This window comes from Kitasatospora sp. NPDC058063 (genome assembly GCF_042885395.1).
GTDB classification, from domain to species: Bacteria; Actinomycetota; Actinomycetes; order Streptomycetales; family Streptomycetaceae; genus Kitasatospora; species Kitasatospora lactacystinica.
The window spans coordinates 1-15,110 of sequence record NZ_JBHVSD010000030.1; the positions used below are offsets into that span (position 1 = coordinate 1).

A 15,110-nucleotide genomic window follows, 5' to 3' on the forward strand; every position below is an offset into this window, starting at 1 on the left:
ATGAACGCCAAGAACGACCTCGTGAAGATCCTCGTGACCAAGGGCGGCACGCTGGCCGACCACCCGCAGAGGGCCAGCCCACCACCCGCCACTAGGCCGTGTCTCATAATTGATCTTGTGGTGGGTCGAGGAGAGATAACGGATGCCGCGTGGGCTCGGATAGAGCCGTTGTTGCCGCAGCGGGACGGGGCCGGGCGTCCTTGGCGGGATCACCGCCAGGTGGTGAACGGGGTTCTGTGGCGGGTGCGCACGGGCGCCCCGTGGCGTGACCTGCCCGAACGGTACGGTCCGTGGCAGACCGTCTACCGGCGCTTCGCCCAGTGGGAGAAGGACGGCACGTGGGCCGCGCTCCTGCGCGAGGTCCAGGTCCGCAACGACTCGGTGGGGACCGTGGAGTGGACGGTCTCGATCGACTCCACCGCCGCGAGGGCTCACCAGCACGCGGCCGGGGCCCGCAAAAAGGGGATCAGTCCGAGGACGAATCGGATGATCCGGCAGCAGTTGCGTGCCGTGAGGCGCTCGGCCGGTCCCGGGGCGGGCTGACCACCAAGATCCACCTGGCGGTCGACGGCCGGGGTCTGCCGCTGTCGATCGTGCTGAGCACGGGCAACACGGCCGACTGCACGATGCTGCCCGACGTCCTCGACGCGATCCGCGTTCCGCGCGTCGGGGCCGGGCGGCCAAGGACCAGGCCCGACCGGGTCGTGGCCGACAAGACATCCCACGCGGATAGGCGTCAAGCCGCTGCCGCTTCGAGCCCTGCTGAGGCCTGCGGGAAGGCGACTGCCTCGTCGTAGGTGTGACCGTTCTGGAGGCAGTGGAACAGCATGCCCATGAACCGATTGAAGAGGTTCCGCTGCGCTGCGACGTGACGGTCGCCGGCTGCTCGTCGGCGGTCGTAGTGGGCTCTGGCGCCTGGCGACCTGGTGAGAGCGCCGAAGGCCCAGACGTAGCCGACTGCGGCCAGTCTCTGGTTCTTGACCTTCCGGCTCATGACCTTGCAGCTCTTGCCGCTGGCTCTGGTGACCGGGGCGCTGCCCGCGTAGGCCTTGAGGGATCCGGCGGTGGCGAAGCGGGTCCGGTCGTCGCCGATCTCCGCCAGGACCCGGGCGCCGGTCAGTGCGGCGAGCCCCGGGAAGCTGCGGATGACCGGGGCGTCCGGATGCTTCTCGAAGGCCTGCGTGGCGGCTTCTTCGAGTTGGTCGGCGTTGTCGCAGGCGGTGTTCAGCTGCCTGAGCAGGGCGGAAGTCTGATGTCCGAGAGCCTCCTCGACCTGCGGGAGCTGGTGGAGGTATTCGCGGCCGAAGACTTCGTGGAGCCTTTCAGCTTCAGCCTGGATGCCGCGGACACGGCCGGCTTGCTTGAGCAGTGACTGCAGACGGCGTCTGGTCAGCTTCGCGGCCAGGGCGGGGGTTGGTGCTGCGGCCAGGATGCTGCGGGCTTCCCGCGAGCACAGGCCGTGCTTGTGATGGGCGAAGGCGTCGAGGATCGCAGGGTAGAACTCTCTGAGCTGGGATCGAAGCTTGTTGTGGGCCTGGCCGCGGGCCCAGACGGCGTCCTGTTGGGCCCGGGCGAGCACGGCGATGGCCTGGACGAGCTCGGAGTCCGCCGGCAGCGGGCGGTGGACGGCCATGTCGGTTCGCAGGATGTTGGCCAGGGCCGCCGCGTCGACGGCATCTGACTTCTTGCGGGCGACGGAGTGGCAGTCCCGGTAGCGGGCGACTGCCAGCGGATTGATCGCGAAGACCTGTCGGCCGGTGGCCCGCAGGCAGGCGACGAGCAGTCCGCGTGACGTCTCGATCGCTACCGGGATCGGGGTGTCCTCGTTGTCGCCGTGCTCGGTCAGCAGGCCCATAAGCTGGGCAAACCCTGCGGCGTCGTCGCTGATCCGCACCTTGGCGAGCTGCTGTCCACCCGCGTCGACCAGTGCGATGTCGTGGTGGTCCTCGGCCCAGTCCACTCCGCAGAACACTGGCGCCGGCAACCCTGTGATCTCCATCCAGCCCTCCCTCGTGACGACTCTCTTCCCAGGTCAGAGCCTGTGCAGGGTGCGCGTGCTCCCTAATGGAAGTGCTCAAGGCACGTCATCCCACCAGCCGTTCGCAACCCCAGCGAGTCACACGGCCCTCGGTCCGCGTCAGAGCTGAAAGCTCAAGGCAGAGCTGAGAGGTGATCCGCACAACCGGCTCGGACTACGAACACTCCTGCCCACCCAGCAAGGGTGCGAGCCGGCCTCGTCTTGTCAACAGGGCTCTCAGACCCGGGCATACTCAAAGACTCAGCTCGCACCCACGAAGGTCAACACCCGCCGACCTTCGTCTCCCATTAGGCGTACTCGTCCAAGACCAACCGCGCCTACCTGCGCAGACGCGGTATCCGGTGCACCATCCCCGAGCCGGCCGACCAGATCCGCAACCGCAAGCGGCGCGGCGCGAGCGGTGGACGTCCGCCTCGCTTCGACCGTGAGGACTACAAGGCCCGCCACGCCGTCGAGTGCGGCACCAACCGGCTGAAGCAGCACCGGGCGGTGGCCACCCGGTTCGACAAACTCGCCGTCCGCTTCGAGGCTGCCGTCCTCGTCGCCGCGATCAACCAGTGGCTGTGAGACCCGACGTGTCGGGCTCCCGTGCCATGCTGGCCGCGAGCCCGGAGCGGGGTGTTGCACAAGGGGAGAAACCGGTGGCCGCTGACTACTACTGCGCCGACAGCGAGAACGGCGACCACATCGACGACCCGTCCGAGGACGCCATCTTCATACTGGTCGACGACCTCAACGACACCGACAACACGTTCGTCGTCATCCAGCCCGACGAGGACGACCCGGTCTGGTACGTCTCGGTCACCGTCCTCGACGAGGGCGGATACGAGATCGTCCGCCGTGACGCGAGCCGTCGCGAACACGACGTGATCACCGAGACCAGCATCGGCACGATCGCTCGCGACCTCATCCTGTGGCTGGCCGCCCGAAGCTTCCCAGGGCGGCCAACCAGGCACACCTTCGACGCCTTCTAAAACACGACCTACACCACCGACCAGCACGAGGCCGCGGTGATCGACAATCGTGTCCGTGCCGCGCAGGTGATGAGCACGGGCGGCCCGAGTGTGCAGGAAGCCGCCAAGAAGGCCCTGCGGGACGGTTCGCCCAAGGCTGTCGCCGCCTTCCTGCAAACCGGCCAGTACACGGCCCGTCAGATCGACGAACGTGTCCAGGCCGCCCAACTGCTCGCCGGTGGAGGGCCGGAGGTACAGGCCGCCGCGAAGTTCGCACTGTCCGGCACGCCCGAGCTCGTCCACGACTTCCTCCAGAGCGGCCAGTACATGGCCGACCGCAAGGACCAGCTCGCCGCCACCCATGCCGCGCAGATGCGTCAGCTGATCTCGGAGGCCTCGCAGACCGCGGCCAAGGCCCAGCAGAACGCATGGGAGGCCACCGAGGCCGCCGCCGTCGCCAGCAACGCGTCCGCCGCCGCTGACGAAGCCCGCGCCCAGGCTCGTACCTCGGCCGACCAAGCGGCGGGCTTCGCCACATCGGCCGGCCAATCCGCCAAGGAGGCCGAAGGCTCCGCCGCCCGCGCCGCCAAGTTTGCCACCACTGCGCGCACCGCCTCCCAGGCCGCCGCGCGGGACGCCAGCAAGGCCACCAGCGCTGCCGCACGCGCACAGGCCTCGGCCATCCACGCACGGTGGTCCGCCGGGGAGGCCCGCATGGCTGCTGCCGACGCGTTCGCCTCGTCTCAGGCGGCTGGCAAGGATGCGACCCAGGCTCAGCAGGCCGCGGACCAGGCCTGGGGCGCCGTCGCAGAGAAGGCGTTCCAGGAGCGTGCGGCCGTCCTGAAGTCCGAGGAGGCGAACACCCAGGCCGACATCAAGCGACTCGAGGACGAGTTCACGAAGGAGCTGGAAGAGGCGCTCCGGGCGGAGATCGAGAGCGCGGCAAAGGAGCAGTCCAAGAACAAGTGCAACAGCGGTGGCGCTTTCAGCCCCGCCTACACGACCATCTGTGTCTTCATGAAGGGCGGCAACAAGGCCGTAGTTGTCGACACCAATGAGGAGTACAACAAGGCCCTGAAGGAGGTCTTCAAGGCCTTCGTCGGTATCGACACCGCCGAGGAGTGCGTCAAGCAGAAGAGCGTCAGCGCCTGCGCGGAAACCGCCGTTTCGTTCTTCCCTGCCGGGAAGGCCGCAAAGCTGGCGGAGCTCCTGAAGAAGGCGAGGAACGTCGAGGACGTAGCCAGGACGTCTCGGTTCAGCCGCGCCGGGGAGACAGCGGTCGAGCAGTGCCTGCTGAGAGACAGCTTCCCCGCCGGCACCCGTGTCCTGATGGCTGACGGATCGACCCGCCCGATCGAGCAGATCCGCATCGGCGACCACGTACGGGCGACCGCGCCCGAGTCCGGCGAGACCAGCTCGCGTCGGGTGGACGCCACCATCTACACCCCGGACGACCAGGACTTCACCGACCTCACCGTCGAATCGGCGAGCGCCGCTCCCGGCACGATCACTTCGACCGCGCACCACCCCTTCTGGGTGGAGAACCGGCAGGCCTGGCAGAGCGCTGCCGACCTCAAGATCGGCGACACGGTCCGCACGGACACGGGTCAGGCCGCACGGATCGTCGCCGCCAACCGCTGGAGCGCCCTCCAGCCCGCGTACAACCTGACCGTCAACACCGTTCACACGTACTACGTGCTGGCCGGTGACACGCCACTCCTGGTTCACAACTCCCTCTGTCAGAAGGAGAAGACCGTCGACGGTCTCGAGAGCTTCGAGCAAGCGCGGAACGCGGCGCTCAAGCTGCTCGGCGACATCGACCCCGCGAGTCGCCAGCCGTACATCGGACGCCTTGAGACCGCCGGAACCACCTATGGCAAGGTCGTGGGATTCACCACCAGGGTGAACGGGGAGTTCAAGCGGTTCAGGCTGGACTTCGACCCGGTGAAGGGCCCACACATCAACGTCGAGATCGGGAAGGGCGAGTCGGCCAGGAAATGGGCGGTACCGTGGCCGGGTACGGAAGAAGACTTTGCCAGGATCATCGGCGGTAACTCATGATGCTTGAAGACGTGTACGGAACCCGGCCTGACCTCCTGCCCCGATCCATGATTCGGATGGCTCGAACAGGCCAGCCAGGTGACCGACGACTGGAATGGCTGGGCCGGCCGGGAATTGACCTGTTGGACCTCGACGAGCATCTCCGATACGAGAACGACAGCCTCGGACGCTACCCGCGCACCGCTGACGGGACGGTCGAGTGGGGCTCGGTCAGCCACGAGCTGGTGATCGGTTCAAGCGCCTCCGGCACGATCGACCTTTCGTCGACGATCGAGAACTGCGCTCCGAATGCTGACAGCATCGTGTTCATGTGGGGCAGTCTCGCCGTACCCAGTGTAAAGATGGACCCGGCTGCCGTCTCCTCTCACGCAGCGGACATTCTGGAGTCCATGCCGGAGTTCTGGGCCTATTCACCGGCGGACCGGGTTCTGCTTGAGCACACCTTCTCCGGTCTCGTCACTACGGCACACGTTCCGACCGGCCGAACCGCGTAGCACGCGAAAGCCTTCGATAGGGAACGACCGGGGAGCCCTGCCAGGAATCTGGCAGGGCTCCTTCGGGTTCTCGTACGCTGCCTGGAATGGCGGGGCCGACCCTGATACTCCGGCCTCGCTTCTCCAGTTCTGCTGGTCACCGCTCTGGGAGTGGGGAGTGCAGTCGTGCGGAGGAGGGTAGGGACGATCTTCAAGGTCGACCGCGACAACGAGAAGGTCGGCAGCTGCTCGCGCGCAACCGGCGGGTCGACGACCTGCGCCTTCTGGCCGCGGCCGAACCTGCAGTTGTCCTGGGCCACTACGCGCGGATGCTGGAGGACGTGGGACAGCTGCAGGAGGCCGAGGCCGTTCTTCGCGAGTCCATCGCCACCCATGACCACCCCGCCCACCGTGCGGGTCTCATGAACCTGTTGAAGCGACAGAACCGCCTCGACGAGGCCGTTGAGGTGGGACGACCGACCTACGACTACTACGACTGCGGGAACCTCGTTCATTCGGCCGTGCAGATGCTGGACGAGGACGGCAGGCCCGGACGGGCGGCGGAGCTCCTGGAGGAGTACAGCGCCGAGTGCGTCCAGGAACACCGTTGGTGGATCCTGCCCACCCGATGGGCGCTGATGGGGAAGTCCGGTCGCTGCCGGGAGGCCATCGCGGAGATCATGGCACTGCCGGGCGAGGAACGTGAGGAGTGGGTGACCGTGCTCGCCTTCATGCTGGAACTCGACGGCCGCGTGGACGAGGCCGTGGAACTGCTCCGTTCCACCGGTACCGCGTCCGCCATGGAGGAACTGGCTGATCTCCTGGTCCGGCAGGGTCGGCCCGCCGAGGCCCTCGCAGTCGCCCCAACCTTGGTCGCCTACCGCGAGCAGCAGGAGCGCAGGCGGGAGACCTGGGCTGGCACCATGGTGAACGCGGACGGGTACAGCACAGAACCTCCGTTCCAACCCCTGGTTGCACAGGGGACCGCCTCTCAACACGTTGACTTGACAGACATCCCATGAGCTGGAGTGTCAAACGGCGAGTGCGTGAGCCCAGGGGGACCGGGCAGTCCCTTTCCCATCGGCGGCCCGTCGTTCAGTTCGAACGAATGCCCTAGTCTCGGCGGATGACGCTCTACTTCGACCCGGTGGCGATCCTCGGCAGCGACCGCGATGCCTTTCGGGGCCGTTGGGAAGACCGGCTGTGGCTCAACGTCCCCGGGCCCTTCTACGGCGGGGAGACCGACACCTGCTGGACGGGACGGCTCTCGGCGCCCGCTCACGTCCTCTATGGAGGCGAGTACCTCAGCGAGTACGTCTATCGCCAGCCCAGAACGCCTGCGGACACGGCCCAGCTGGTCGAGGCGGCGGACAACGACCCGTTCCTCGGGTACGGCTGTGATGGAGACTCGCGATGGACACCGGAAACGGTCCGGGAGTGGTGGCGTAACCGCAGCCAGGTCGTGCAATACCTGTCCGATCAGCGGAGCAAGTGGGATGAGGGCGATGCCTGGGCAGGCCAGGGCATCGCCGCCGCCGTTCGCGACTTCGAGCTCTACATCGCCGGTGATCTGGCAGCTGACCTGCGGATCTACCTCTACTGGCTGGAAGAGCGGCGGTCCCCCACCCCCGTTGACCGGTTGCCCGAGCTGTAGCGCCACGCGGTGCCACGATCTCCCGTCACGGGTGCTTCTCCGGACGCCCACCGGCCGCCGTCTCGCAGGCCGGGGTCGGAGCGGAACGGCAAGGTCGCGGCCGGCCCGGAGCTAAAGTGTTCCGTCACCCCCGGCGTGTGACTCCCGGCCGCGCGTTGTCCCGGCCCATCGTGCGGCGCGCCCGGTTCTCCCCCCGACGCCCCGATGCCTCGGGGCGGAACGAAGCGCCGGCCACCGTCGTGGTGGCCGGCGCTTTCGGTGGCCTGGTGCCGCTCGGGGGCCAGGACGAGCGTGGGTTCGCCGGCTGCGCTGTCCGGGTCGGCCGGGCTGTGGTGGTGCTCGCTGCCCGGGGCGCTCGCCGCCGTCCGGTCCGGGCCTGTCCCCGCGTTGCCGGGTGGCGGGCCCGGGTGCCGTGCTGCGCGCGTGTTGGATCTGCTGGGACTCGATCGGCGGGAAGGCGGGCTCGGTGCTGGAGCTGCGGGAGAAGGCGGGCCCCGACCGGTTGGAGTGCCCGCAGTGTGTCAGCGACAGGGAGACGGAGGAGCCGGGCCCGTTGGTGCTGTGACTGTGCACGGTAGATGGCCAGGGTTTTCCCGGTACTTGGCCAGCCGGCTTTCTGGGCGCCGTGGCTACCGTGGTCGCAGTCACCAGACTGGGCGCGGTCAGCGGGAAGTATCCACACTTGCCATTGGAGCAAGTACTTGCCAATATGGAAAGTGTCATTCGATGAGCAGGAGGGGGTTGCCATGGCACAGGAGGCTGAGTCCGCGGCGCAGGCGCTGACTGAGGCGGAGCGTTTGGGGAGGGCGGTTAAAGACGACTCCGCCTGGCAGGGCCGGTACAGCCTCGTGTTCTCTTGCGCCTCTGCGGCCGCGGTGCTCGGCCTCGGGGCGTTCCCGACCAAGGTCGCAGCGCTGACGGTCACAGGGCTCTGGGTGGCATTCGTCGCGGGTATCTCCGCCTGGTCTGCGCGGCGCCCGGTCTCCGCACGCGGCTTTGGCACCCGTCATGTGACCATGATCGTTTGCTGGGCTCTGGTGTACGTGGCGGTGCTCGTGCCCGGACTCGCCGTGTTCCGCGGACAGATGGCGTGGTGGGTGCCCGGAGCGGTGGCCGTCGCGCTGCCCGGCATCATCGTCGCGCGACTGGACGCCGCACCGCGAACACGGGCCGTGGCACCGTGAACCATCCGCGCCACGCTCTGGACGAGGTGATCCACGCTCCGGTGCGCTTTTCGATCGTCGCGGCTCTAGCCGCTGCGGACCGCGCCGAGTTCTCCTACATCAGAGACCTGGTCGAGATCAGCGACTCGGCGCTGTCCAAACAGGCCGCGCTACTGCAAGACGCCGGGTACGTCGATATCACCAAAGGCTTTGTCGGCAAGCGGCCACGCACCTACCTCGCCCTGACCGACCTCGGCCGTAACGCATTCTCCGCCCACTGCGACGCACTGCGCGCCATCGCCCAAACAGTCGAACCCGGCAGTCGCGCATCTGATGATCTTGGGATGGTCGGGGGTTAATCGGTCAGGCCGTGTGCCGCCGAAAGCCTTCGGGGCGTTCCGGCAGACCGACACCGCTGCCCCGTGGCCAACCAGCCTGCGCAGGCTGGCCAGATGACGTGAGAACTGTGGTCATCAACCCCGAAAAGTGGCCATCTACGGTGCACAGTCACAGTCCGTCTGTGCCTGGACTCGCTAGTTGGCCAAACGGGACACGCTAGTTGGCCAGAGTGACTCGCAAGGCCGGTCGACTGGGTGGTTCACACGTACGGGGTGCCTGATGGGGCTTGTCCTTCGGCAGGTGCTGGGTGAGTGCTGTCCTGGCGGTATGAGCGCGACCGGCATGCTGGGGACCGGCTTCGGGTCGGGAGTGTGGTCGGCGTCCTGCACGGTGGATGACCTGCTGGTCGCGTACGAGCCGGGGCAGGCCGACGGCGCGGTCCTCGATGTCGGGCCGGGGTGGAAACGGCGTTGGACGACGACGTGGTGCCTGGACGGGGCCGAGCTGGTGTGTCCGGTGGCCGAGCTGGAGGGTGTGCCGGTTGGGCGGACCCGGCCGGTGCGGGGGTTCAGCTGGCATCCGCGGCAGGGCCACCGTCCGGGCCTGGAGCTGTTGGTCTCGACGGGCCGGTTGCACGGGTTCGAGAGCCTGGAGGAACGCCGGTTCCTGCGGGCGGCGGACTTCGCGGGCTCGGTGCGGGACGTTCTGTCGCAGCCGTTCCGCCTCCGTTATCGGGCGGCGGGCCGCACTCGGACCCACATCCCGGACTACCTGGTGGTGACGCGGGGCGGCCGGTGGCTGGTGGACGTCCGGCCGCTGCACCTGGTCAAGGACGTGGACCGGCCGGGCTTCGCGGCGGCAGCGGAACTGGCGCGGGCGGTGGGCTGGCAGTACAGCGTCGTGGTCGGCTGGCGGCCGCACGTGAGCGGTGCCGTGGAGGCGTTGCGGGCCGAGGCCCGGCCGATGAGCCACCTGCTGGACCTGCAGGAGCGCATGGTGTCGGTGCTCGCCGACGGCGCGATGCCGTTCGGCGACCTGGTCCGCGCGACCCCGTACCCGGTGATGGCACGAGCGCACGCACTTCACCTTTTGTGGCATCGGCGGATCGGCGTGGACCTGGCCGAGCCGCTCGGGGACGGCTCGGTCGTCGCACTGGCGGGCGGTACGCCGCGGTGAACGGTCACGTCGAGGTCGGGCCCGGGGCCTTGCTCCGGCTTGAGGACGGTGAGTGGACCGACGGTGGCGCGCGAGGACCTCAGCGAGGACCAGCTCGTGCTGCTGCGGATCAGGGTGGCGCACGCCCTGGAGGCGGACTGCGGTTTCCGCAGTGGCGATCCGGCCCAGCCGGAGCCGGGGGAGCCGCGGGAGGGCTACGACCCGCTGGTGACGACGAAGGAGCAGAGGCTCGGCCGCAAGGTCGCCGAGCTCGCCGGCCTGCACCCGGCGGAGGCCGGTCGGCTCGGTCTGGAGCGGGTCAGCGAGCGGACGCTTCGACGCCTGGCCGGGCAGTGGCGGGACGGCGGGCAGCGGCTGGAGGCGTGCGCGGACGGGCGGTGGTTTCGGGTATCGCCGGGCCGGACGTCGGTGAGCGTGCAGGTGGAGGAGGCGATCGAGGCGGTGCGGGTCGAGTGTCTGCACCGCTCCCGGGTGAGCATGCGCACCCGCGAGAAGCTGATCCACCAGTACGTCCGGGACAGGTTCGGCGACCAGGCCGTGGTGCCGGGATACAAGACGTTGTCGCGAGTCTGGCAGGAGTGGTACGGACCGGGCGGGACGCGGCAGCGGTACCAGCGGTCGGCCGCGGCGATCGACGCGGGCGGCTCGTCGATCCTGATCACCCGGCCGGGCCAGGTCGCGGCGCTGGACACCACGCCGCTGCCGGTGCTGCTGCGTGAGCACGCCTTCGGTGACGCGGTGAGCGCACACCTGACCTGGGCGATGGACGTGTTCACCCGCTCGCTGGTCGCCTTCCGCCTCACCCTGGGTTCGGACACCGCGGTGGATGTGGGGCTGCTGCTGCGGGACGTGATGCTGCCGCTGCCGATGCGGCCGGGGTGGGGCGAGGACATGGCCTGGCCCTATCCCGGGGTGCCGGCGGCGGTGGTGGCCGAGTTCGCGGGCTACGAGGTGGCCGGCCTGCCGTTCTTCGCGCCGGACACGGTGACCACCGACCACGGCTCGGTCTACAAGTCCCACCACCTGGTTGAGGTCGAGCAGCGGCTGGGCTGCAGCATCCTGCCGGCCCGGATGATGCGGGCGACCGACAAGGCGGCGTGCGAGCGGGCGTTTCTCTCCGCGCAGACGCTGCTGTTCGAGTCCCTGCCGGGCTTTCGCGGCGTCGACGTCGCCGACCGGGGCGCCGATCCGGAGGGCGACGCGGTGCTAACACTGGCCCAGATGGAGCATCTGATCGCGACGTGGATCGTGGGGACCTGGCAGAACCGGCGTTTGGGCGAGCACGCCCCGCCCTGGGCACCGAACGAGCGCCACAGTCCCAACACGCTGTTCGCCGCCTCGTTCGCGCAGGGCGGCTTCGGCCTGCGGATCCCCTCGTCCGACCTCTACTACGGCGTCCTGCCCGCCAGCTACGTCAAGATTCACCGCAAGCGCGGCGTGAAGATCAGAAGCCTTTGGTACGACGGCCCCGCCGTGGACGACTACCGGGGCAAGCCCTCGCAGCGGCGAGGCAGGCACCCGGGCCTGTGGCGGATCCGGCACGACCCGCGGGACCGCCGCGAGGTGTTCTTCGAGGACCCGGCCACCGGCGACTGGCACCCACTGCGCTGGACCGGTCTGCCGCCCGAGGGCGAGATCCCGCCGTTCTCCGACGCGAAGGTCGACGAGATGATCGCCCTGGCCCGCGACAGCGGGCTCGTCCCCGTCGATGACCGCGACCTGCTGCCGGTGCTCCTGGACCTGCTGGACGAGCACGCCCCGGTGGACAACTGGCCGGGCCGGGCGGCGAAGGAGGCCGGCGGCAAGCGGCGCCGGGCGGGCCAGGCCCGGGAGGAGAGCCGCGCCCTGACCGCTGAGCGTGACCGGCGCCGGCCGCGGCAAGGCACCGTGCCGCCCGCTTTCGCAGAGGTGGCCGTGCTGCCGCGCGACCAGGTGGCGCGAGCCGTGGACAAGGACCGGCGACGCCGCCGCGAGCAGGCAGTGCCCGGACCCCCGCCGCTGCCCGGCCCGCTCGGCGGCCACCGCACCCGTGACCTCTTCCTCCTGCCACCCGACGACGAGGGACAACCGGATGACTGACCTGATGACCGACCGTCTGCCGCTGTTCGGCTTCGGCCCGGCACCGGACCGCACGACCTTCGAGGGCTGGCAGCACTGGCTCAGCACCCGTGGCACCTTCGTGCCCGCGCCCCGGCTGACGGCGGGCGAGCACGCGGCGCTCAGCCCGCGAGCGCGGGCGCTGCACGACCTCCACCGCGCCGCGACCCACGTGAACCTGACGCTCCAGCGGACCCCGATGAGCGACCGGGTCGCCGCGCTGATGGACAGCCGGATGCGCAACAACGCGCTCGACCTCGAACCCGGCACCCGCGATGGCCTGATGATCAGCGGCGGAGGATTCCAGGGCAAGACCGCCACCGCCTGCGACGTCGCCGCCGAGTTCGAGGGCCTCTGGCGCGGCCTCGGTCCGCAGCTGATGCCGCAGCCGGTGCCAGTGCCGGGGACCAGGGACCTCCTGGCGCCGGTGGTCTACTGCAAGACACCGGTGCGGGCGACCCCGAAGGGGCTGTGCCAGGCGGTCCTCGACTTTTTCGGGGCGCCGCATCCCAAGACGCTGCACCTGTCGGTCCGCGCGGTCCGCGACCAGCTGAAGGCGCACAGCTCCGCCGTGCTGGTTCTGGACGACATCACGCGCCTGCGGATGCACAGGGAGGACGACCAGGACACCCTCGACCTGGTGCGGGACCTGATGGACATGAACGTCACGCTCGTCCTGATCGGGGTCGACATCCCCGCTTCGGGCCTGCTGCGGGAAGGACGGCACAACCGCCGCACCGGCAGGATCGTCATGCCCGGCACCAGCCGCCGCAGCTTCCTGGACGAGGCGGCCACCCAGACCGAGCGCCGCTTCGACCTGATCGGACTCGACCCGTTCGACTACGGCACCGACACCGGGATCGCGGCCTGGATGAGCCACCTCGCCGGCATCGAGGTCCAGCTGCGGCTGCTGCACGGACACGAAGGCATGCTCACCGGCGGCAGCATGCCCGAGTACCTGTTCGCCCGCACCAACGGCATCGTCGGCCTGCTGAAGCGCCTGATCATGGACGGATGCGACCACGCCATGCGCACCGGCGCGGAGCGGCTCACGCCCCAGCTGCTGGCGGAGGTCAACATCGGCCTGGGCAACTTCCCCGACCGTGACCCCGACGCGGGAGAGATCCCGGACATCCCGCCCGCGACGGCTGTCCCGGCCGGGCCTGTCCCAGGACAACGTCGACGCGGCAGGCCCCGCAACACCGTCTTCGACGACCACGGGAACCGGGCCTCGGGGGAGTGAAATGACCTTCCGCCCCCTGCTGCTGAGCCTGGACCCGCTGGACGACGAGACCTTGTCCGGCTACCTGATCCGGCTGGCCCACCGTCACCACGTCGACCCCATCCGGATGCTGCGGAGAACCGGCCTCGCCGCCAGCGACGCGAAGATCGTCCGCATTCCGGTCCGCCTCGCGCTGGAGCTGGACACCGAGCGGGCCGAGCACTTCGGCCGTGCCACCCGCCTCGACCCGGCCGAGGTCAGCGGTCTGCTGATGGCACCGATCAGCACCCGCTATGGACCACTGGCGACCACACGCACGGCAGCGGCAGCCGACGGCCCGTGGGCGAGAACATCCGCTACTGCCCCGACTGCCTCGCCGGAGACGGAAGCGAGATCCAGAACCTGCACGGAGGGGCCTGGCGCAGGACCTGGCGCCTCCCGGTCGCCTTCACCTGCCCGCAGCACCGCCGGCTCCTGCGGGACTCATGTCCCGACTGCGGATCACCGGTCCAGGCCGGCGGCCCGAACAGTCTCATCGGACGGCCGAACGACGACGGCCTCCACCCCACCTATTGCCGAGGGAGCTTGGAGCCGGCGGGCAAGACCCGCAGCGTTCGCCCGGCCTGCGGAGCCGACCTCACCCACGCCAAGAGCAACGACTTCCAGCGGCTCTCCCCGCAGACCTGCCAAGCCCTCTGCTCAGCCCAGGAGCGCATCCAGTCGCTGCTGGATCACGACGGCCCCACCACGGTCGGCAGCATCGGATGGGAAGTCCCCACCGCCCAGTACTTCACCGATCTTCGCGCCGTCACGGCACTGATCTTCATGAGCTGGCCCGAAGCTCGACCTCTCATCGCCACACCCACACTCGCCCAGGCCATCGACCCGGAGGCCGACCGTCGGCACACCGCCTTCAGCAGGCTCCGAGCGGCCAGAGGATCTCTCGCCGGCCGGGCCTACTCGGACCCGCCGACGGATCCACTCATTGCTGGCGCCGTGTTCGAGCTGGCGGCCCGGCTCCTAGGCAGTCCGGACGAGGTCGCAGCAGCAGCCGTTCTGGAGCCGCTGGCGGAAGAGGCCCGCTACCGAAACCAGTCCGTCAGCTACAACATCCGCCGGGCGCCCGGCACCTCTCTCCCGCTCCAGGCCGTCCTTCTCAAACCCGCCCGCCGGGCCCCCGACACAGCCACTACCACCCAGCGTCTCGAACGGGTTCCCGGCCTCACCCGCCTCTGAGCCTTGAGCCGAGACATGAAAGTTGGAACCAGTTCCGAAAAGCAGTTTCGACACCGAGGCGCTACTTCACCAGGTGGAAGTCTGGGTGTTGCAGCCAGGCTTCCAGAAATGCCGCGTCTCCGACGTGTCGAAGCCACCGGCTTCCGCCCCCGGTGTCATAGGAGACCTCCGCGAGCCTTCCCGGGAGAGCTGACGCCAGTGCCCTCGCCCGGGTCAGGACTGCCTCGTTCCTAGTGTCGTCTCCTTCGGCGGGGCGGCTGCTCAGGAGGCCGTCGAAGTCAACCGGTGCGTCGAGACGCCGGGCGAGAGCGAGCGCCAGGTGGCCGAGCAGCACGTGGTTCACCGGGCCCGAGCATCCGGCACCGACTACCAGTCCCTGGACCGGTGGACGCGAGAACGCCGAGTAGTCCTCGTCCTCGGCAGGTATCTCCTCGTCCTCCGACAGGAAGAACACGCCGACGCCGGCCAGGTCGAAGGTCGGCAGGCCCAGGGCGGAACCGTCTCGCACCCAGAAGTCCACGTCGCCGCCGGCCGTGGTCTCCACCGGCTCGCAGAAGGTCTCCAGCCACGGGACTACATCGGCCAGGATGTCCGCGAACCTGCGGGGTTCGAAGAGCCACAGTCCAACCGCCGGTCCCGACATGCCACTCCCAGAGCCCCGTGGCCCAGGTGCCACTGGGCCCGGTTCTACCAGGTCC

General features: G+C 69.1%; 13 protein-coding genes and 3 pseudogenes. 14 read left to right on the forward strand and 2 right to left on the reverse strand.

The annotated features are described in order from the left end of the window. Positions 1–117: 117 nt before the first annotated feature. Positions 118–737: pseudogene (locus tag ACFVUY_RS36470) on the forward strand (IS5 family transposase); the annotation flags it as partial. Here ACFVUY_RS36470 and ACFVUY_RS36475 read toward each other — a convergent pair. After that, positions 737–1,999 carry an IS110 family transposase gene (locus ACFVUY_RS36475; RefSeq protein ID WP_387736454.1) on the reverse strand — a complete coding sequence of 421 codons (1,263 nt, stop codon included), beginning with the start codon at positions 1,997–1,999 and terminating at the stop codon, positions 737–739. The pseudogene ACFVUY_RS36470 and the gene ACFVUY_RS36475 sit on opposite strands and share 1 nt — an antisense overlap. Before the next feature lie 330 nt (positions 2,000–2,329). Here ACFVUY_RS36475 and ACFVUY_RS36480 point away from each other — a divergent pair. The 13 genes and pseudogenes from ACFVUY_RS36480 to ACFVUY_RS36540 all read left to right on the forward strand — a co-directional run. Continuing rightward, positions 2,330–2,605, forward strand: a pseudogene (locus ACFVUY_RS36480) (transposase); the annotation flags it as partial. A gap of 26 nt (positions 2,606–2,631) precedes the next feature. Continuing rightward, entirely contained in the window at positions 2,632–3,012 is a 381-nt protein-coding gene (locus tag ACFVUY_RS36485) for a hypothetical protein (protein ID WP_387736520.1), read from the forward strand. 36 nt (positions 3,013–3,048) lie between these two features. Next, on the forward strand, positions 3,049–5,052 hold the full coding sequence (locus ACFVUY_RS36490; RefSeq protein WP_387736455.1) for a polymorphic toxin-type HINT domain-containing protein: 2,004 nt from the start codon (positions 3,049–3,051) through the stop codon (positions 5,050–5,052). 122 nt (positions 5,053–5,174) lie between these two features. Further along, entirely contained in the window at positions 5,175–5,546 is a 372-nt protein-coding gene (locus ACFVUY_RS36495) for a hypothetical protein (protein ID WP_387736456.1), read from the forward strand. Positions 5,547–5,854: 308 nt separating this feature from the next. Continuing rightward, positions 5,855–6,547 carry a hypothetical protein gene (locus tag ACFVUY_RS36500; RefSeq protein WP_387736457.1) on the forward strand — a complete coding sequence of 231 codons (693 nt, stop codon included), beginning with the start codon at positions 5,855–5,857 and terminating at the stop codon, positions 6,545–6,547. A gap of 104 nt (positions 6,548–6,651) precedes the next feature. After that, a complete protein-coding gene (locus ACFVUY_RS36505; protein ID WP_387736458.1) occupies positions 6,652–7,179 on the forward strand; it encodes a ferredoxin in 528 nt (175 codons plus the stop codon). Between the two features lie 394 nt (positions 7,180–7,573). Next, the gene (locus tag ACFVUY_RS36510) at positions 7,574–7,744 is read left to right on the forward strand and encodes a hypothetical protein (protein ID WP_387736459.1); all 171 of its coding nucleotides are present in this window, start codon (positions 7,574–7,576) and stop codon (positions 7,742–7,744) included. A 181-nt stretch (positions 7,745–7,925) separates the two neighbouring features. Continuing rightward, a complete protein-coding gene (locus ACFVUY_RS36515) occupies positions 7,926–8,363 on the forward strand; it encodes a hypothetical protein (protein WP_387736460.1) in 438 nt (145 codons plus the stop codon). Beyond that, complete coding sequence (locus ACFVUY_RS36520; RefSeq protein ID WP_387736461.1) at positions 8,360–8,701, forward strand: winged helix-turn-helix domain-containing protein; 342 nt, start codon at positions 8,360–8,362, stop codon at positions 8,699–8,701. The genes ACFVUY_RS36515 and ACFVUY_RS36520 overlap by 4 nt, the downstream gene beginning before the upstream one ends. Positions 8,702–9,008: 307 nt before the next feature. After that, the gene (locus ACFVUY_RS36525; protein ID WP_387736462.1) at positions 9,009–9,857 is read left to right on the forward strand and encodes a TnsA-like heteromeric transposase endonuclease subunit; all 849 of its coding nucleotides are present in this window, start codon (positions 9,009–9,011) and stop codon (positions 9,855–9,857) included. A 48-nt stretch (positions 9,858–9,905) separates the two neighbouring features. Then, entirely contained in the window at positions 9,906–11,936 is a 2,031-nt protein-coding gene (locus ACFVUY_RS36530) for a transposase (RefSeq protein WP_387736463.1), read from the forward strand. After that, positions 11,929–13,197 (forward strand): AAA family ATPase, encoded by a 1,269-nt coding sequence (locus ACFVUY_RS36535; protein ID WP_387736464.1) that lies wholly within the window; start codon positions 11,929–11,931, stop codon positions 13,195–13,197. Before ACFVUY_RS36530 ends, ACFVUY_RS36535 begins: the two co-directional genes overlap by 8 nt. 1 nt (position 13,198) lies before the next feature. Continuing rightward, positions 13,199–14,412: pseudogene (locus ACFVUY_RS36540) on the forward strand (TniQ family protein). A gap of 61 nt (positions 14,413–14,473) precedes the next feature. Here the strand turns inward: ACFVUY_RS36540 and ACFVUY_RS36545 are convergent. Further along, positions 14,474–15,055: a DUF6368 family protein gene (locus ACFVUY_RS36545; RefSeq protein ID WP_387736465.1), complete on the reverse strand. Its 582-nt coding sequence runs from the start codon at positions 15,053–15,055 to the stop codon at positions 14,474–14,476. Between the last annotated feature and the right edge of the window lie 55 nt (positions 15,056–15,110).